At 37.1% G+C, this 19,862-nt stretch carries 18 protein-coding genes; 16 read left to right on the top strand and 2 right to left on the bottom strand.

All coding sequences use genetic code 11. The features are described from left to right. The first annotated feature begins 4 nt into the window (after nt 1-4). A complete protein-coding gene (locus tag EYB29_RS05675) occupies nt 5-466 on the top strand; it encodes a methylated-DNA--[protein]-cysteine S-methyltransferase (protein WP_051220491.1) in 462 nt (153 codons plus the stop codon). A gap of 233 nt (nt 467-699) precedes the next feature. Next, a complete protein-coding gene (gene leuS / locus EYB29_RS05670) occupies nt 700-3,114 on the top strand; it encodes a leucine--tRNA ligase (RefSeq protein WP_166626809.1) in 2,415 nt (804 codons plus the stop codon). A 274-nt stretch (nt 3,115-3,388) separates the two neighbouring features. On the opposite strand, the gene EYB29_RS05665 is transcribed toward leuS, so the two are convergent. Next, nucleotides 3,389-4,645: a BaiN/RdsA family NAD(P)/FAD-dependent oxidoreductase gene (locus EYB29_RS05665; protein WP_166626808.1), complete on the bottom strand. Its 1,257-nt coding sequence runs from the start codon at nt 4,643-4,645 to the stop codon at nt 3,389-3,391. Nucleotides 4,646-4,727: 82 nt separating this feature from the next. On the opposite strand from EYB29_RS05665, the gene EYB29_RS05660 reads away from it, so the two are divergent. From EYB29_RS05660 to EYB29_RS05630, 7 genes are all read left to right on the top strand, one after another. Beyond that, nucleotides 4,728-6,365 (top strand): putative polysaccharide biosynthesis protein, encoded by a 1,638-nt coding sequence (locus tag EYB29_RS05660; protein ID WP_166626807.1) that lies wholly within the window; start codon nt 4,728-4,730, stop codon nt 6,363-6,365. Continuing rightward, complete coding sequence (locus tag EYB29_RS05655; RefSeq protein WP_026866686.1) at nt 6,366-7,049, top strand: pseudouridine synthase; 684 nt, start codon at nt 6,366-6,368, stop codon at nt 7,047-7,049. Between the two features lie 81 nt (nt 7,050-7,130). Next, nucleotides 7,131-7,817: a hypothetical protein gene (locus tag EYB29_RS05650; protein ID WP_051220492.1), complete on the top strand. Its 687-nt coding sequence runs from the start codon at nt 7,131-7,133 to the stop codon at nt 7,815-7,817. 124 nt (nt 7,818-7,941) lie between these two features. Further along, nucleotides 7,942-9,348, top strand: coding sequence for a dipeptidase PepV (gene pepV / locus EYB29_RS05645; RefSeq protein WP_156889147.1), 1,407 nt, complete (start codon nt 7,942-7,944; stop codon nt 9,346-9,348). A 308-nt stretch (nt 9,349-9,656) separates the two neighbouring features. Continuing rightward, nucleotides 9,657-10,448 carry a phosphotransferase family protein gene (locus tag EYB29_RS05640; RefSeq protein WP_166626806.1) on the top strand — a complete coding sequence of 264 codons (792 nt, stop codon included), beginning with the start codon at nt 9,657-9,659 and terminating at the stop codon, nt 10,446-10,448. Between the two features lie 18 nt (nt 10,449-10,466). Next, the gene (gene trmB, locus EYB29_RS05635) at nt 10,467-11,099 is read left to right on the top strand and encodes a tRNA (guanosine(46)-N7)-methyltransferase TrmB (protein WP_026866689.1); all 633 of its coding nucleotides are present in this window, start codon (nt 10,467-10,469) and stop codon (nt 11,097-11,099) included. Nucleotides 11,100-11,183: 84 nt separating this feature from the next. Beyond that, a complete protein-coding gene (locus tag EYB29_RS05630) occupies nt 11,184-12,377 on the top strand; it encodes a MalY/PatB family protein (RefSeq protein WP_026866690.1) in 1,194 nt (397 codons plus the stop codon). Nucleotides 12,378-12,391: 14 nt separating this feature from the next. Here the strand turns inward: EYB29_RS05630 and EYB29_RS05625 are convergent, their stop codons facing one another. After that, complete coding sequence (locus tag EYB29_RS05625) at nt 12,392-12,688, bottom strand: hypothetical protein (protein ID WP_026866691.1); 297 nt, start codon at nt 12,686-12,688, stop codon at nt 12,392-12,394. Between the two features lie 70 nt (nt 12,689-12,758). On the opposite strand from EYB29_RS05625, the gene EYB29_RS05620 reads away from it, so the two are divergent. The 7 genes from EYB29_RS05620 (at nt 12,759) to EYB29_RS05590 (ending at nt 19,834) form a co-directional block, all read left to right on the top strand. Beyond that, nucleotides 12,759-13,832, top strand: a complete 1,074-nt coding sequence (locus EYB29_RS05620; RefSeq protein WP_166626805.1) for a M42 family metallopeptidase — start codon at nt 12,759-12,761, stop codon at nt 13,830-13,832. Between the two features lie 3 nt (nt 13,833-13,835). Continuing rightward, complete coding sequence (locus EYB29_RS05615; RefSeq protein ID WP_026866693.1) at nt 13,836-14,825, top strand: PTS sugar transporter subunit IIC; 990 nt, start codon at nt 13,836-13,838, stop codon at nt 14,823-14,825. A gap of 15 nt (nt 14,826-14,840) precedes the next feature. Next, nucleotides 14,841-15,659, top strand: a complete 819-nt coding sequence (locus EYB29_RS05610; RefSeq protein WP_035856157.1) for a DUF1444 family protein — start codon at nt 14,841-14,843, stop codon at nt 15,657-15,659. A gap of 11 nt (nt 15,660-15,670) precedes the next feature. Further along, nucleotides 15,671-16,255: a YtpR family tRNA-binding protein gene (ytpR, locus tag EYB29_RS05605; protein WP_026866694.1), complete on the top strand. Its 585-nt coding sequence runs from the start codon at nt 15,671-15,673 to the stop codon at nt 16,253-16,255. 15 nt (nt 16,256-16,270) lie between these two features. Continuing rightward, nucleotides 16,271-17,956 (top strand): DNA translocase FtsK, encoded by a 1,686-nt coding sequence (locus tag EYB29_RS05600; protein ID WP_026866695.1) that lies wholly within the window; start codon nt 16,271-16,273, stop codon nt 17,954-17,956. A 15-nt stretch (nt 17,957-17,971) separates the two neighbouring features. Further along, nucleotides 17,972-19,273, top strand: coding sequence for a UDP-N-acetylmuramate--L-alanine ligase (gene murC / locus EYB29_RS05595; protein WP_026866696.1), 1,302 nt, complete (start codon nt 17,972-17,974; stop codon nt 19,271-19,273). 90 nt (nt 19,274-19,363) lie between these two features. Beyond that, entirely contained in the window at nt 19,364-19,834 is a 471-nt protein-coding gene (locus tag EYB29_RS05590) for a DUF948 domain-containing protein (protein WP_026866697.1), read from the top strand. Nucleotides 19,835-19,862 lie beyond the last annotated feature (28 nt).

Raw genomic sequence — 19,862 nt, 5'->3', positions numbered from 1 at the left:
TAATATGCCAGTGTACACTTATTATGAAAGATTCCCGGTTGGTTACTTACAAATCAAAGCGAATGATCAGGCAATCACTCACATTAATTACTGTGACGAAGCATCCGACAGTGATGTAAAAAATGCAGTACTTGATCAATGTGTCAATGAATTAAATGAATACTTTGAAGGTAAAAGAAAGCACTTTGATGTTCCAGTAGATTTTACTGGGTCGGGAACAGACTTTCAAAGAAGCGTGTGGAAAGAATTAGCCCAAATACCATTTGGCCAAACAATTAGTTATAAAATGCTCGCCAATAGAATTTCAGGAAGTAATTATTCAAGGGCTGTTGCAAATGCAAATGGAAAAAATCCAATATCTATTATTATTCCATGTCACCGTGTTATTGCGAGTGATGGAGGATATGGGGGCTACACTGGTGGCTTAGATAAGAAGAAACTATTATTAAATATTGAGCAAGCTTGATAATTATGGAAGATTCGGATATATTAATACTATCAGAAGTAGTAACTGAAATTTTTATTTAAGCGAGCTGGTGGTTGGTGTAAACCAGTATGAAAATCAAGTGAACTTGTCTGTGTTAAATGAATAGTAATCAAAGTTGCACATAATTGTGAATGCGGGTGGTACCGCGGTCTTATAGATCGTCCCATATCTTTTTTAGATATGGGATTTTTTAATTTCAGGAGGAGAAAGAAATGACGTTTAAGCATAGAGATATTGAACAAAAGTGGCAAAAGTTTTGGGAAGAGAACAAGACTTTTAAAACGAAAGAAAATAAAGGTAACAAGAAATTTTATGCTCTAGATATGTTCCCATATCCATCTGGAGCAGGGCTTCATGTTGGTCACCCTGAAGGGTATACAGCAACGGATATAGTTAGCCGTATGAAACGTATGCAAGGTTATGATGTTCTACATCCAATGGGTTGGGACGCATTTGGTTTGCCTGCAGAACAATATGCGATTGATACAGGTAATGATATTCATGCCTTTAATGAAAAAAATATCGATAATTTCCGTCGTCAAATTAAAGCACTTGGTTTTTCTTATGACTGGGACCGTGAAATCAATACGACAGACCCAAGCTACTATAAGTGGACACAGTGGATTTTTATCCAGTTATATAACAAAGGTCTCGCTTATGTTGATGAAGTGCCTGTTAACTGGTGTGAAGCATTGGGGACAGTACTTGCTAATGAAGAGGTTATTGATGGTAAGAGTGAACGTGGTGGTCATCCGGTCGTACGTAAGCCGATGAGACAGTGGGTGCTACGCATCACTGAATATGCAGAGCGTTTACTGGCAGATCTAGATGAACTGGATTGGCCTGAGTCATTAAAAGATATGCAGCGTAATTGGATCGGTAAATCTGAGGGTGCGAATATTACATTTGAAATCGATGGCACGGATACATCCTTTAGCGCTTTTACAACACGTCCGGACACAATTTACGGGGCAACATACGCCGTTTTATCTCCAGAACATAAATTAATCGATGAAATTACGACTGATGAACAAAGAGAGGCTATAGAAGCCTATCAAACTGCTGCAGCCCATAAGAGTGAGCTAGAACGTACTGATCTTGCCAAAGAAAAAACTGGTGTTTTCACTGGTGCTTATGCAGTGAATCCATTAAGTGGTGAGAAATTACCGATATGGATAGCAGATTATGTCTTGGCATCATATGGAACAGGTGCGATAATGGCTGTTCCTGCTCATGATGAACGTGACTATGAATTTGCGAAAACTTTTGGTCTGGATATTATTCCTGTTCTGGACGGTGGTAATGTTGAAGAAGAAGCATTCACTGGTGAAGGACCACATATTAATTCAGGTCCTTTAAATGGTCTTGGCTTAAATGATGGTATAAAGAAAGCCATTGAACTCCTTGAAGAAAATGGTAGTGGTGAGGCTAAGATAACTTATCGCTTAAGAGATTGGCTCTTTAGTCGTCAACGTTACTGGGGTGAGCCAATTCCAGTTATACACTGGGAAGATGGTACGATGTCAACTGTACCAGAGGATGAGCTACCACTAGAACTACCTGTTATGACTGAAATTAAGCCATCAGGGACAGGTGAGTCGCCACTTGCTAATAATACGGATTGGGTTAATGTAGTGAGAGAAGATGGCGTTAAAGGGCGTCGTGAAACGAATACCATGCCACAGTGGGCAGGTTCAAGTTGGTATTTCCTACGCTTTATTGATCCGCACAATGATGAAATGATTGCCGATCCAGAGAAATTAAAGCACTGGCTACCAGTTGATCTATATATTGGTGGTGCAGAACACGCTGTACTTCATTTACTATATGCGAGATTCTGGCATAAAGTACTCTACGATATTGGCGCAGTACCTACTAAAGAACCGTTCCAAAAACTGTATAACCAGGGTATGATCCTTGGTGAAGGCAATGAGAAAATGAGTAAATCTAAGGGTAACGTAGTTAACCCGGATGATATTATATACTCACACGGTGCAGATACACTAAGACTTTACGAGATGTTCATGGGGCCTTTAGACGCGTCCATTGCATGGAGTGAAAATGGATTAGATGGTGCGAGAAGATTCCTAGACCGTGTTTGGCGTTTGATTATTGATGAATCATCAGGAGAAGTCTCTTCAAAAGTAGTTACTAAAGATACGCCAGAGCTCGATAAAGTATACAATGAAACTGTGAAGAAAGTATCGAGTGACTTTGACAACTTGTTATTTAACACAGGTATTTCACAATTGATGGTATTTGTAAATGAAGGTTATAAGGCTGAGGGAATAAATAAATCTTATATAGAAGGTTTTGTTAAACTACTTTCTCCAGTTGCACCGCACTTAGCCGAAGAGTTATGGCAGCGCCTTGGTAATGAAGATACTGTTGCTTACAGCGAATGGCCAACGTTTGACGAAACTAAACTCGTTGAAGATACAGTGGAAGTTGTTGTTCAAATCAACGGTAAAGTTAAAACGAAGTTAAATGTTGCGGTTGATATTTCTAAAGATGAATTAGAAAGTATCGCATTAGATGACGAGACAGTTAAATCACAAGTTGAAGGAAAAACGATTAGAAAAGTGATTGTCGTCCCTGGTAAACTTGTTAACATTGTTGCGAATTAAGAAATAGATAATATATAAGACATTGAAAACTTTAATTAAAGTTTTCAATGTCTTTTTTGTATAGGAGTTAGAACTTTCGTCTTAGATTCGGATTTTTTGGCGTATTTGGATAGGGACGAGGAGTTCACTTCACTATTCTGAGTATGTTGGATAGGGACGAGGAACCCACATCACCATTCTAGAAATTTTGTCAGGGGATGTGATAGGCTCGTTACATTTCTAACAATGTAGGTTAACACCATTTCACCGTTGACCTTCTATACAAATCTACCCATTATTCCCTGTGTGAACAGTGGTAGCCAGCAGTATAACCGGTGACAAGTGCACTCGTAATATTATAGCCACCAGTATAACCATGGATATCTAAAACTTCGCCGGCAAAGTGAAGACCTTCAACAAGCTTGGATGACATGGTAGAAGGTTGAAGTTCTTTTAGGTTTACCCCACCACCTGTTACAAAGGCTTTTTCAATAGACTGTGTACCATTTACGGTAAATCTAAAACGTTTAAAGAATTCCACAATTTTTTGTCGTTCTTGATTAGAAACATGGTGCCCGCTATTATCCATTTCAATATCCAAGTATTCCAGCATAAAGGTGATTAATCGTTCCTGATGCATATTCTTTAAGATGTTCTTTAGGCTTTTATCGATATTATCTTTAATGAGTTTGTTTATATCCTCAGTTAACTTACCTTCAGAGATATCTGGAAAGAAATCGATTTGCATTGTAATATCCTGACGTTTTTGAGCTTGTTGTTCACGGTAGACAAACTGACTGCAACGAAGGGCCGCTGGACCACTGACTCCAAAATGAGTGAAAATCATATCCATTTGATGGGTAATTCTTGGCTTTCCGTTTTTCTTTAATACAGAAAGGGCAACATCATCTAAGGAGATTCCTTTAAGTGTGCCATCTTTAAAGAATTTTTCATTTGAAGTAATTGGAACTTCAGTTGGAAATAACTCAGTTATAGTATGCCCAAGTGTTTTTGCAAATTTATGGCCATCACCTGTAGATCCAGTTTGAGGTACACTTTTCCCTCCAGTTGTGACTATGACATTTTTTGAGTGAATGGTTTGATTATCCGACGTTTTCACTCCAGTGATTTTACCATCTTCAGATAAAACCGCCTGGACTTCAGTTGAATACTGCACAGTCACCTTATTTTCTTCTAGCTTCTCTAAGAAGACGTTCAATACATCCCGTGCCTTATTTGACACTGGGAACATACGGCCATGGTCTTCTTCCTTTAATTTCACGCCGTTAGATTCTACGAAGCTAATGATAGATTCGTTGTCAAAAACTGAAAAAGGGCCATAGAGAAATTTCCCATTACCTGGAATGTGTTTAATAATTTCCTCATATGGTAGACGGTTTGTTACATTACAACGTCCACCACCTGAAATTAATAATTTTTTCCCTAGTTTTTTGTTCTTTTCAATCAGTAGGACTTGATTATTATTCAAACTTGCAGCATAAGCAGCCATAATACCGCTCACGCCACCACCAATGACTATCGTATCGTACATTTTCTTGCTCCTTTTAGTTTTAAAGTTTAATCTTATACATTATAATAATTTGTATGTTTAATATAGATAAGAAGGGTTAATAATGTCGGATCAGAAGAAGATGTTTCGCGGCACGTTCTTACTCACGGCCGCAACATTCACAACACAAATATTAGGTATGCTCTATCTCATCCCATTTTACAGCATTATGGGCGGAGAGGAAAATTTAGCTTTATATGGCTATGCATACACGCCTTATACAATTATGTTATCAGTCGCAGCAGCAGGTGTACCGGGTGCTGTGTCTAAATTCGTTGCCAAATATAATGCACTTGGTGCCTATGAAACGAGTAGGAAATTATATAAATCAAGTTTAATTGTGATGATGGCCTCAGGGTTCATTGCCTTTTTAGCACTGTTTTTCCTAGCGCCATATATCGCTGAAGCACAGAGTGCTGCGGGTGGTAGTGGAGACCATAAATGGAGTGCTGAAGACATTACAAGTGTCATCAGAGTGGTCAGTTTCGCAGTCATTGTCGTCCCATTTATGGCAACATGGCGTGGAATATTCCAAGGGCATGAATCATTTGGTCCAACAAGTGCATCATCAGTTGTTGAACAAATCTTAAGAATTGCTGTCCTACTAACAGGTGCTTTTGTAGTTATAAACGTCTTAGATGGATCTATAAAAACCGCTAACCAAATTGCTGTTTTCGCAGCTTTTGTAGGTGCAATTGGTGCAACGCTCACACTTGCTGTTTTTTGGAGAAAGCGTAAGCCAATAATGCAACAACAAATCGGCACTGATACGAGTGGTATCAGCCTATCCTATGGGGATATGTATAAGGAAATTATTCGTTACGGCTTACCGTTTATTATTGTGAGTGTCAGTATCCCAGTTTTATTATTTATCGATCAGATGACACATAATAATGCGTTGTCCCTAGCAGGTGTACCTGGAGCCTTGCAGGACTCATGGTTTGGTATGTTGAACTTAACAACACATAAACTCGTTATGATTCCAACTTCCTTTGCATCAGCCTTTGCAATTACTATTTTACCTTTTATAACGAAAAATTATCAGCAGAAGTTATTTGATAATGTACATGGCCAAGTGAAATCGATGATTTTAATGTTGCTATTTTTCGTCATTCCAGCAGGACTTGGTATGATGATACTTGCTGCGCCAATTTATACAGCTTTTTATAGTTACAACGAGGTTGGTATTATGATACTGACAGTCTATGCACCAGTCAGTATCATTATTTCACTGTTTTCTGTTACATGTTCAATTGTTCAAGGTATCGATAAACAAAGCCATACCTTTTATGTTGTCATCATAATGTTAATCGTAAAAGCTGTAATTAATATTCCTTTGGTGATGTATTTCTACACAGTGGGTGCAGTCATGGGTACAGCCATTGCGCTTGGTGTCGGTGTAATTATGAACTTAATCATTATTAAAAAATATGGCAAGATTCGTTTCAGTGCCTTCGTAATGCCAATCTTTAAAATTATAGTGCTAGCATTAGCAATGACATTAGTTGTTGAAGTTGTGTACTACTTATTACTGATGAATATGAACCAACCACTGACGACAGTTACAGCAGTGATTGCTCTAGTGATCACAGTACCTATAGGAGTATTAGTTTATATGCTTATTGCCTTTAAAACAGGTATTGCAGATGAAGTGCTTGGTGAACGCGCTATGAAAATTCGTCGGAAAGTGAAGTTTTTATAAATGAGACTGGATAAATATCTTGCGAACGCAAACATTGGTAGCCGTAAAGAGGTTGGGAAGTGGATTCGTAAGGGCATGGTAAAAGTGAATGGCCAGATTGAAAAGCAAGTGAAAGTTGAAGTCACTTATGAAGATGAAATCACTTTCCAAGATGAACGCGTGAATTTAGAAGAATATATCTATCTTATGATGAATAAGCCAACTGGTGTTATCTCGTCTACTGAAGAGGGACCAACAAAAACAGTCATCGATTTAATTGACCATCCTCAAGGAAATGAGCTATTTCCAGTTGGTCGTTTAGACAAGGACACAACAGGGCTCCTATTAATATCCAATGACGGAAAACTTGCCCACCGCCTTTTATCGCCTAAAAATGAACACTTTAAAACTTATCATGTCACTTTAAAAAATCGGGTTGATAACAAGGATGTTGAACACTTGGAAAACGGCATACAATTGAAAGATTTTAAGACGAAGCCAGCACGTGTAGAGCAAATCGATGCGCACCACCTTCACCTATCAATTAGTGAAGGAAAGTTTCACCAAGTTAAAAGAATGTTTCAAGCCTTGGATAATGAAGTCATCGCCTTGAAACGTGTTAAATTTGTGTCACTTGACTTAGATGAATCATTAATAGAAGGGCAATGGAGACACTTAACAACGGATGAAATAAAAAAATTGTAAATTTAAGTTTACCTTTGTTAATGCAGGGTATATTTCATATTAAGCAAAAGAATTATAATCAAGAATATGAGGTGTATCAAAATGGGAAAATTATTTAATTTGGTATTTAGAGTTGGGGCAGTACTTGGTATTGCATATGCTGCAAAAAAATTAGCTGATAATAAAGATGCTGTAAAAGCTGAATATAACAAAGCTAAGGAAGATCCTAAATCTTATGCTCAAAACGTCCAAGAAAAAGCAACGGTTAAAGCACAAGAAGTACAGGAAAGAGCAAAGGAAGAATACGGTAAAGTAAAAGAAGACCCTAAAGCTTATGCTCAAAATGTACAGGAAAAAGCAACTGCTAAAGCTCAAGATGTACAGAATAAAGCAAGCGAACAAGTAGAAGTTGCTAAAAATAAAGCACAAGATGTACAAAACAAGGCTAAAGATGAATATCAAAAAGCCAAAGAAGACCCAGAAGCTTATAAGGAAAACTTAAAAGCAAAGGGGAAAGAACAAGTAGACCAAGCAAAAAAAGAAGTGAAGAAAGCTAAGGATAATTCTAATGAAGCAGTAGATGCTAAGCCAGATTCTGAAAACACAGATGATTTAGCTGAAAGAGAATCTACACTTGCAGATGAAGGCGGGTTATCAAGCGATGAAGTAGAAAAAGAAGTAGTACAAGCTGAAAAAGAAAGCAATGTTGATGTAGTTGTAGATGAAGGTGACTATAACGAAAACCATAACGTTCATGTCGTTACTGACAAAAAGAAAAATGAAAAATAAGAATTAGAACTTTATATTTGAAATGAAAGGGAAATCTCAGGTAGCCGAGATTTCCCTTCTTTCTTTTAATGATACACTGACTCAGTATATAATATAAGTAATGATACTTTGGGGGTTACATATTATGGATGCTAAAATGTTAGCGAATAAGTATAAAGATGAATTAATTGAAGATTTGATGGGTCTGTTGGAAATTGACAGTGTAAAAGGGGAAAGTGAAGTAGATGCTCCAGTTGGCAATGGGCCAAAAAAAGCTTTGGAGTATATGCTTGAACTTGGTAAGAGAGACGGTCAAGAAACAAAAATGGTTGGTAATTTAGCGGGGCATATCGAATTCGGTCAAGGTGATGACCTATTCGGTATTTTAGGACATGTAGACGTTGTACCACCTGGCTCTGGTTGGACAACGCCACCATTTGAGCCAGTGATCAGGGACAATCAAATATACGCACGTGGCGTTCAAGATGATAAGGGGCCGACAATGGCAGCCTATTATGCCTTAAAAATTCTACAGGCAGAGGGTTATGAATTCAACCAACGTGTTCGGGTCATCATCGGTACTGATGAGGAATCGGATTGGGAATGCACAACGAGATATTTTGATACTGAAGAAATGCCGAGTGCTGGTTTTTCTCCTGATGCAGAGTTTCCAGTTATTCACGGTGAAAAAGGTATCACTTCATTCAATATAGTACAAACTGAACTTGAAGATGAGTTCGTCGATGGTGATATTGAGCTTAAAGCATTTATATCTGGAGAACGCTATAATATGGTCCCAGAATCTGCTATGGCTAAATTAAAAGTGCTTGTTAACATGAGTGCGGTAATTCAATCATTTGAAGGTTATTTAAGGAAAACTCAGTTGTCCGGAGATTACGAAATCGATAGTGGCTTTTTAAAACTGGAATTACAGGGACAAAGTGCGCATGGTTCGACTCCAGAAGAAGGGATTAATGCTGGAATAGAGCTATTACGATTCTTATATACTCTAGAACTCGATTCCAACGGGCGTCAATTTGTAAGCTTTGCAAATGACTATATTTTTGATAATTTTAAAGGGCAAGCTTTTAACATGGCACATCAGCACGAAGAATTAGGTGAGGTTAGTGTCAATACTGGAATGATTAACTATACGGAAGTTGACGGTGGCGATTTTGGTATCAACTTAAGATATCCACAAGGTTTAGATTTTGAAAAAAGAATCAAAGCTTTTAGGGACTTAATTAGTGAAAAAGGATTTAATATAGAAGATATTCATGACCAAGTACCACACTATGTTGATAAGAATGATGACTTAGTTGTGACGCTTTTAGAGAGTTATCGTAGCCATGTGAATGATACGAGAGAAGCATTTACCATTGGTGGGGGTACATACGCACGTACCTTAGAACGCGGTGTAGCCTTTGGTGCAATGTTTAAAAACACAGTAGATACGATGCATCAAAAGGATGAGCATATGGATATAGACGAGTTGATTTTAGCTACTGCGATCTATATAGAAGCGATGTATCGTTTGACAGTAAAACATTAATCAATTCAATAAAGTATTTAATTTACTTATGAAAACTGGTATACTTGCATATGCTATTTATTAATTTAAGAGAATTAAATGTTCGGTGAAAAGTTAACGTTTAACAACATTTAGTTTTTCTATTTAATAAAATCTTAGGTAAAATCACATTTATTCAGTACTAACATTGAGTTGGCAAAAGTATTCATTCTTTTGCTCTTGAAATAAAGCTATAAACGATATAAGATTTTAAACACGAACTAAATTTGCGCTATCCAAGTACTTGCTAGCGCATTTTTTTATTTGAACGAGGAAACGAGGTGTGAGAATTGGATCATTTCTATCAGCTCGGCTGGCAGTTAGATCCTTTAGGGGGCCCATCTGGGGAAGCTTACAAAGCAGAACAAGATGGTAGAAAGCTCTTCCTAAAGCGCAATGCCAGTCCTTTCCTTGCTGCCTTATCCGCCGAAGGTATCGTCCCTAAACTCGTTTGGACGAAACGAATCGAGACAGGAGAAGTCGTGACAGCGCAGCATTGGAAAAACGGCCGGGAGTTGACAAAAAGAGACATGGGTGGTGCAAGAGTCGCTGCTTTAATGAATAAAATTCATACGTCTCGTCAGTTGCTCACCATGTTAAAACGATTGGGCATGAAACCAATGCTTCCGGAAATATTACTAAACAAAATACAGTCATCATTGTCACCGAAAGTGAATGCTCACCATGTTGTTAGAGACGCGATCCAATATCTTGAGAACAGAGTGCCTACAATCGATGTTAAAGATTGTCGAGTATGTCACGGTGATGTTAATCATCACAATTGGTTATTGTCCGATACCGATGAGTTATTCTTAGTGGACTGGGAAGGTGCAATGATTGCTGACCCTGCCATTGATTTAGGGATGATTTTATACCCTTACGTTGATCATTCAGAATGGCAAACTTGGCTTGATAATTACGGCGTTGAGTTAACGAACGACTTAAGAGCACGTATGAAGTGGTACACGTTTGTTCAAGCGATTACGATGATTCAATGGTATGAAGACCGTAAACGATTTACAGAAATGAACGATTGGATTTTATTCCTATCAAAAGTGATGGAGAAAGACCGTCTTATTTAAAGTGAAAGAGTGAATACTTTGAGAATGCGCAATAAACCATGGGCGTTTGACTACTTAGAGTCAAACGCTCATCTTGTGGATATTAATAATGAATATGCTAAAAAGATTAAGGACTTCTTTCCTGTCGACCGTGAACTTCATATTGAAGTGGGGACAGGTATGGGGACTTTTATTACTACGCTCGCGAGCCGTAACCCTGATATAAACTATGTAGGTATTGAGCTCGATAAGAATGTTATGATTCGTGTCGTTGAAAAAGTAAAAGAACACGACTTAGATAATTTAAGGCTTGTCCTTTTAGATGCCAATACGATTACAGATTACTTCAACAGCGATGAAGTGGACAAAATCTACTTAAACTTCTCAGATCCTTGGCCTAAAAATCGACATGCTAAGAGAAGGTTAACGCATAGTGGGTTTTTATCGTCTTATAAAGAAATCTTAAAGGACGACTCTATAATCGAGTTTAAAACTGATAATAGAGGGCTATTTGAATATAGTTTACAGTCGATGAATGCGTTTGGCATGAGATTTCAAGCACTTAATCTGGATGTACATGATAATGAACCAGAAGATAATATCAGAACTGAGTACGAGGAGAAATTCTCGAGCCGTGGTCATAAAATATACTGGATTCAAGCATCTTTCTAAGGAAAGGTGCTTTTTTATATTCGTGTATTATCCTATAAAGAATGTTAAAATAATAGGATAAGAAGAATAGAGTGGAGGAATATGATGACACAGTTCAATTTTGATAAACACACCACGCGTGAAGGTACATATAGTGTGCAATACGACGGCACAGAAGCTTTATTTGGACAGACAGGCCTAGCACCATTTTGGATTGCCGATATGGATATCCAAACACCAGAAGTAATTCGCGACGCGATTAAAGCGCGTCTAGATAATGGGATATTTGGCTACACAATGTGGCAGAATGAGCGTTTTTATGGGCCGATTAAACATTGGTGGAAGACTCGTTTTAATGTCGAGCTTGATAATGATAATATCCACTATGCAGCTTCAGTTTTATACACTGTAGGTGAAGTAATCAGACAAGTGACGGAGGAAGGTGATGGCGTCATTCTAACGACACCTTCATACAATTCATTCCCTAATTTAATTAAAGGAAATGATAGAAAGATTGTGGAATCCCCTTTAATTTACGATGCTGAAGTTAAAGAATACTTCTTAGACGTAGAAGGCTTCACTAAACTTTGTGAAGACGATTCAGTCACGCTTTATATTCACTGTAATCCTCATAATCCAACAGGCAAAGTTTGGTCTAAAACAGAATTAGAAACCATTAAAGGTATTTGCCAGGACAATAATGTGTATTTGATTAGCGATGAAATCCATATGGACTTTGTAAGACCTAAGGAAGATTTTGTATCAATGGTTTCCTTAATCAATGAAAATGATCCTGTATTAATTACAACTGGCCTTGGTAAATCGTTTAACCTGGCAAGCTTACCTCATTCGTATTTCCTAACTAAAGATAGAAACATTACACAGGATATTAATAAAGCTATGGGGGGACGCTATAACGTAAATACAGCTTCCAGTCTCGCCTTAGCAGCAATCGAAGCCGCTTATAATGAATGCGGTGAATGGATGGACGAATTGAACGTTTATATTGAGGGCAATTTTAAATATATTAGCGACTATATCGATGAACATCTCGCTGATGATTTATCATTTGATATTCCAAAAGCGACATACTTAGGGTGGATTAGTTTTGAAAAATCAGGATTGGATGCTGACCTTGTTCACAAAGCACTTGTTGAAATTGGGGGTATTGCTGTCTCACCAGGTAAGTTGTATTTAGATCATGAAAATAAGCACTTCAGATTTAATGCAGCATCACCTAGATACAGAATTGAAGATGGTTTAGAGAGAATTAGAAAAACTTTCGAACAGATAAAATAAAAAAATCATGGAGATTACTGAATAGTAATCTCCATGATTTCAGCTGTATAAGGGTCAGCTAGGAAGTTATACTTCACAGCATTGTCATCGTTACCGACATGTAAAACCCCACTGATTGTATTTGTGTTGAGTCCGAAACGGTTTCTTCCGTCTGCTTGATAGTCTAATGAGATAAATGAAATATCCTCAAATTGTAGATGAAGATTATCAACAATTTTCTTAGTGTCGACTCTACGATGTAGACTCAACCACACAATTAATGGCACTACAGTCACAGCTAATAATGTAAATATAATTAAATTACGCTTCATATGTACATCCTCCTTAAAGCTCAGTTTACCATAGAATATAAGGGAAATAACAAGAAAAAGGGGTAATTTTATGGAACTATCACAAAAGACTTTAGAAAGAATGAAAACTTTAACGGAACTTCACGGTGCACCAGGGTTTGAAGATCAAGTTAGAGATTATATGAGAAGAGAGTTAAAAGACAATGCAGATGAACTAATCCAAGATGGTCTTGGAGGTATCTTTGCAGTTAAAAGAAGTAAGAAAGAGAATGCACCAAAAGTCATGGTAGCTGCACACATGGACGAGGTTGGCTTCATGGTCACTGAGTTAACAGATAATGGATTCATCAAATTTACACCACTAGGTGGATGGTCAACAGATGTTTTGTTAAGTCAACGTTTTAGTGTTCGAACTTCAGACAATGAGGAAATTACTGGTGTAATTGGTAGTGTCCCAGTTCATTTTAGAAGAGGAAACAATAAGGAAACTAAAATTGAGGACATGCTGCTTGATGTCGGTGCAGATTCTAAAGAAGAACTTCTAGAGATGGGAATTAATTTAGGCGACTCAATCGTACCTAAAGTTGATTTCCAAGTACTTAAAAATGAGAAGAAAATACTCGCTAAGGCCTGGGACAATCGTTATGGCTGCTTAATTGCCATTGAAGTCTTAGAGGCACTTAAAGATGTAGAATTAGACTGTGACTTATACATTGGAGCAAATGTTCAAGAAGAAGTCGGTCTTCGTGGTGCGAAAGCAAGTGCGAATTTAGTACAGCCAGATATTGCTTATGTTGTTGATTGTTCACCAGCAAACGACATGTTAGGTAAGAAAGATGACATGGGTAAAATTGGACAAGGCACATTATTGAGACTGATGGACAGAACAATGATTTTAGCGCCTAAGATGAGACAGTTCTTAATAGACACAGCTGAAGAAAATGATATTAAGTACCAATACTATACTTCACCAGGTGGAACAGATGCAGGGAGTATCCATGTATCTAATGATGGTGTCGTGAGTGCTGTAGTCGGAATTTGTTCCCGCTATATTCATACTGCAAACTCGATAATTAATTACGAAGATTATCTTCATGCAAATAAATTGTTAACTGAACTAATTAAAAAATCAAATAGAGAAACAATTGAAGAACTAAGAGGATAAACGATGAAGAAAATATTACATCGATGGTTTATCGAAGCGATGAGCTTTATGGCGTTAGGCTTGTTTGGATCCTTAATCATCGGTTTGATTATAAATACTATCGCTAAATACATCCCTATCTTAAGTGGGTTTTCAGCCATCGGAGACGCGGCTCAGAGTGTTACAGGTGCCGCCATTGGTGCAGCAATCGCTTATGGTTTAAAATCCCCACCACTCGTTATATTTTCAACACTTGCAGTCAGTCAATATTCTTATGACCTAGGTGGTGCAGCAGCATCTTATATTGTGGCACTGATTGTGATAGAGCTCGCAAGATTATATCAGAGTAAAACAAAGCTTGATATCATCATCACCCCTTTATTAACCTTAACAATTGGGCTCTTTAGTGCCTCCTTTATTGGTGAGGCTGTAGGTGGCGTGATGACAGGTCTTGGTGACATTATCATGTTTTCAACAGACCAACAACCTTTTGTTATGGGTGTCTTGGTCAGTGTCGTGTTCGGAGTGACGCTCACTGCACCATTATCTAGTGCTGCCTTGGCTTTAATGTTAGATTTAAATGGATTAGCAGCTGCTTCAGCAGTCATTGGATGTTGTTGTCACATGGTCGGTTTAGCTGCGATGAGCTATAAAGATAATGGTATTTCTGGTGTGATCTCTATAGGGGTAGGTACATCGATGTTACAAGTACCAAATATTCTAAGAAATCCATTTATCATCATACCACCAGTATTATCGAGTGCGATCATTGCACCGATTATGACTGTGTTTTTCCCCATGGCTAACAATGCTGCTGGTGCAGGAATGGGAACGAGCGGTTTTGTTGGTCAAATAATGGCGATTGAAACGATGGGCTTATCAGTATCAACAATCGTTTTGATATCAGTATTTCATATTATTTTACCTCTGATTATTACTTTGATATTCTATAAGCTGTTTAGTCACTTCGGCTTTATAAAAGCGGGAGATCAAGTGATACGTTTAGGGAAATAAATGTAGGAGGTCACCATGAATATATATAAATTTAAAAACTTAATTATTGAAAAATTGAATGAAAAAAATCTTGAGTTTAAAGAAAAGTTTGATAGGGAAGAAGAAACACTCAGAGTTGAGAGAACAGATAATGGAAAGGGCATTACAGTAGCCTTGTCTAAAGCTTTAACAAAGGCGAAGAATGACGGTTCTCTCATTGATGAAATTGTCTATTATATTGATGAGTCACTCAGAAGAATGGGTGAAGAATCGATTGATCCAAAAGACGCGATGGTTTACCCAGTCATCCGTGCGACTAGTTTCCCAACTGAAACTAAGGATGGTAAACACTTTATTGTTGAAGCACATACGAATGAAACTAATATCTATTATGCGATTGATTTCGAAAAGAGCTATCGACTCATTGATGAAAGTCTACTAGAAGAAATGAGCATGTCAAAAGAAGACATGAAGGTGCTTGCAAATAACAACTTAAAGAATTTAAAAATCGACTTGAAGAAGGAAACGATTCAAGAAAATGACTTTTATTTCGTCAATCACAACGACGGTTATGATGCTTCTAGAATATTAAATGTTGATTTTTTAAATGATATGTTGAGTCAAACAGAAGGTGAAATGTTAGTTGGACTGCCTCACCAAGATGTGTTGATTATTGCAGATTGTAAAAATAATGTTGGTTATGACATCATGGCTCAAATGATGATGCAGTATTTTGCAGAAGGTCTAACACCAATTACGTCGCTGTCGTTCTCTTATGACGGAGATAAGCTTCAACCAGTGTTTATTCTAGGGAAACAAAGGAACTATAATAAAAAGAAAAATGATGAAGAATAGAGGGAATACTTTTGAGAATCACATACAATAAAGATCATATCGGTGATGTTTTACTTGTCACGATGAAAAAAGCAGATACAGTTTCATATGATACCAGAGGCGATATTACGTTAATCAAAGATGGCAATGAAGTTATTGGTTTAAATATCTTCAACGCTTCAAGTCATTTTGACAATTTAGATACATCTTACAAAGACTATGAAAAAATGGTGCCTTTGATCAACGAACTTTTATCAAAAAATGATATTGAGTCTCTCGAATTTGATCTAAAGCCTAAATTTATAGTAGGTAAAGTAATAGAGAAGACACCACACCCAGATGCTGATAAACTAAATGTAACAAAAGTTGATGTAGGGACTGAACTATTACAGATCGTCTGTGGGGCCCCGAATGTTGATGTAGAACAAAAAGTTGTCGTGGCATGTAATGGTGCGATTATGCCAAATGGTCTTTATATTAAGCCGTCTGTCTTACGTGGTGTAAATTCAAACGGTATGATTTGTTCTAAAAAGGAATTGAACTTAGAAGATGACGGGGTAAAAGGTATCTACGTCCTCGATGATAGTTATAATGTCGGAGAAATTTTTTCAGTCTAGTAAAGGTGTGATGAAATGACTAGAAGAAGGCGTGAGTTTAACAGAGAACGCTCAAATAAAGAAGACAAGAAAGAATCTTTTAAATTTCCTATGGATTTAGATGGTTCAAATCTAGTAAATGATGATCGTAGTGTCGAAGCGCCGTCTAATTCGACACCTGACTATGTTAAGCGACCTAAAAGAGAGTCAAGACATCTAGACACAAAACCATCTGTTAAAAGACCAACACGTTATACAATCTTAAAAGCAAGAGAAGTGCCATCTGCAATCCACGGCCTAAACAAAAAATCAAATCCTGTAGATGAGCGCGAAAGATATTTAGAGAAATTTAAGAACTATAATTCTGTCATTGTTGACAACATTGTTAAAGAAAGACAGAAAAAAGAAAAACGTAAGAATGTGCTTAAGCGTAAAGAGCAGCAACGTCGTTTAGATTTAGCGCTTGAAGAGAAGAAGCGTAAGGTACAAAAAGCGAATGGTGAAGTGAAAGGAACTGGGGCAACTGTAACGAAAAAGGACAATGAGGCTCTAAGTGTATTAGGCTCTAAACAAGATAGCTTAAAACAAAAGCAACAAGCGGTGACAGCTAAACGGGTTGGACCAAACGTGAGCCAACCTGGAGTGAGTATATTAGGTCAGGCACAAAATAGTCGCTATAAAGAAATGGATAAGTCATTAAGTGAACGCATCAATCAAGCTTTTGATACACTAGATGTTGAGGGAAGAGTGATTGATTACACTTCTAATGGTATTATAGGACGCTATGAAGTAAAACTTAATCGTTCATTCAGAGTGTCTAATATTCCGCGTTTAAATAAGGCACTAAAAGAAGCACTCGGTTTAGAACATTTACGCATAATGTCTTCCTTAATCGGTGCATCAAACATCGGCCTAGAAGTACCTTTACAAAATGTAAGCCCAATTCATTTTAGAACACTATTTGAATCCAGTAGCTTAAAACTCAGAAAGAATGATTTAAAGTTTGCTGTCGGAAAAACAGTGGATGATAAAATCTTCTCATACGAGCTATCAAAGGCAGGTCATATTTTAATATATGGTAATCAAGTGAATTACGATGTGCATCCAATAGATAATATTTTGTTGTCATTGTTAATGAATCATAACCCTCATGACTTAAATACATCTGTTGTCGCAGAATCAGATGACTATGATGATTACCTAGATGTACCTCATGCTTTTGGTTCTAAAATTAGTCCATCACATCCCGATGCATTGCTAGAAATTTTAACTGAACTAAATGAACGTAATGTTCAGTTTAGACGAGCACATGTCAGAAATATTCAAAGCTATAACAATCGTGTTAAATATGAAAGCCAAAAATCAACGATGGTAGTTATTATTGATGACTTAGAAACATTAATTAATAACGAAAACGCTGATGTCCCAAGGGCGCTTGTGCAAATTTTACGTCAAGGTAAGCCCTTAGGTATACATGTTTTGGCAAACTTTAAAAATAAAGATAATGGCATTAGATATGAACTTTTACAATTAATGCAGACAAAAATTTCCTTCTTCGACAAAGATAATGGTGCTGTAAATACCGCACATGAGTTGACAGAAGGTAACGATACGTTAGTTGTCATTCCGACTTCTAATAAGCCTAACCGTGTGTCGATTGGAACAATTGATAACAGTGTAAGGCAAAGTGTGTTTGATCACATAAAACATAATAATCGATGAAAGATTGGTGTAATCGTGAAGAAATATCATTTTATCGGAATAAAAGGTGCGGGTATGAGTGCCTTAGCTCAGGTACTACATGACATTGGGCATACCATTCAAGGCTCTGATATTACAAATGAAGTGTTTACTGAAGGACCACTCCGTAAAAAGGGTATAAAAGTACTTCCATTCTCTGAAGATAATATTGTTGAAGGGATGACATATATAGCAGGTAATGCTTTTAAAGATGATCATCCTGAAATTAAAAAAGCGAGAGACTTAGGCTATGAAGTGGTACGTTATCATGTATTCCTTGCTGAGTTTATGAGCAATTATATATCAGTTGCAGTCACTGGGGCGCATGGTAAGACTTCTACAACAGGCCTCTTGAGTCATGTGATGAATGGTTCGGTAGATACAACTTATCTAATCGGTGACGGTACTGGTTTTGGACTACCAAAAAGTGAATACTTTACATTTGAGTCATGTGAATATAAACGCCATTTTCTGAGCTATTATCCGGACTATGCCATCATTACTAATATAGACTTTGACCATCCTGATTACTTCAAAGATATTTCAGATGTCGTTGATGCTTTTAAAGAGATGGCATCACAGGTGAAAAAAGCAATTGTTGCTTACGGTGGTGACGCTCACATACAAGAGATAAAAGATTTAGGGAAAAAAGTCGTGACTTACGGTATTGATAGCGATGATGATATTGTTGCAGAGAATGTTGTCGTTAGTGAGAAAGGTACAACCTTTGATGTAAAAATTGATGGCGCCTACTTTGAAACTTTTAAAACACCAATGTTTGGTGACCATTTAATTTTAAACTCACTTGCTGTCATCGGAATTGCTTACTTAGAAAAATTAGATATTGAAGCGATTAAAGCTTCATTCTTAAGCTATGGTGGCGTCAAACGTCGATTTTCAGAAACTAAACTTCACAACATGGTGATCGTCGATGATTATGCACATCACCCAAAAGAAATTGAAGCAACTTTAGAAACCGCACGTAAAAAGTACCCAAATAGAGAGATTATTTCAGTCTTTCAACCGCACACTTTCTCACGAACAGAGAAATTCTTAAAGGAATTTGCAACAGCCTTATCTGCTTCAGATAAAGCCTATATTGTTGATATATTTGGGTCGGCTCGGGAAGCAAGCGGTAATTTAACGTCAAGAGATTTAGTTTATTTAATAGACGGTGCAGAATCTCTGTCGGAAGCAAACTTAGAAAGTTTAGATCAACACTCAGATGGAGTGATTATCTTTATGGGTGCTGGAGACATTCAAAAATATGAAAAACGCTTCACAGAATTATTATCTTAATTAATAAAATAATTGAAATTTATGTTTATTGATATGAAATTTAGGCTATGATAATTAAGAAAACAGTTAAGAAATATTGGAGGCGTTAAAATGGATTGGCAAATAGTTTTATACATTGCCGCAGGCATAGCTGCGATTGCATTTTTAGTATTATGTATCGCGATTGCAGTTGTATTATTCTCAGTTAAGAAAAACTTAGACCACGTAGCTGATACACTCGATGGTTTAGATGGTCAAATTCAAGGTATTACACGTGAATCTACTGACTTACTTCACAAATCAAACAGACTTGTTGAAGATATTCAAGGTAAATCAGAAAAACTTAATGCCGTTGTAGATGCTGTTCAAGGTGTTGGTTACTCTGTGACTAACTTGAATGATTCAGTTGATCGTGTGACAAATTCAATTACTCACAACATTTCACAAAATGAAGAGAAAATCTCACAAGTTGTTCAATGGTCAAATGTTGCAATGGAAATTGCAGACAAGTGGCAGCTAAGAAAACAACAAAGAAATAATGCTTACGGTAAGGTTAACGTACAAAATGACGAAAACTTGTAAGTGTAATGATTAATCCTATTTGGAGGTA

The sequence above is a fragment of the Jeotgalicoccus sp. S0W5 genome (genome assembly GCF_011634875.1).
Classification (GTDB): domain Bacteria; phylum Bacillota; class Bacilli; order Staphylococcales; family Salinicoccaceae; genus Jeotgalicoccus; species Jeotgalicoccus marinus.
This window is presented reverse-complemented; position numbering and strand designations above follow the sequence as displayed.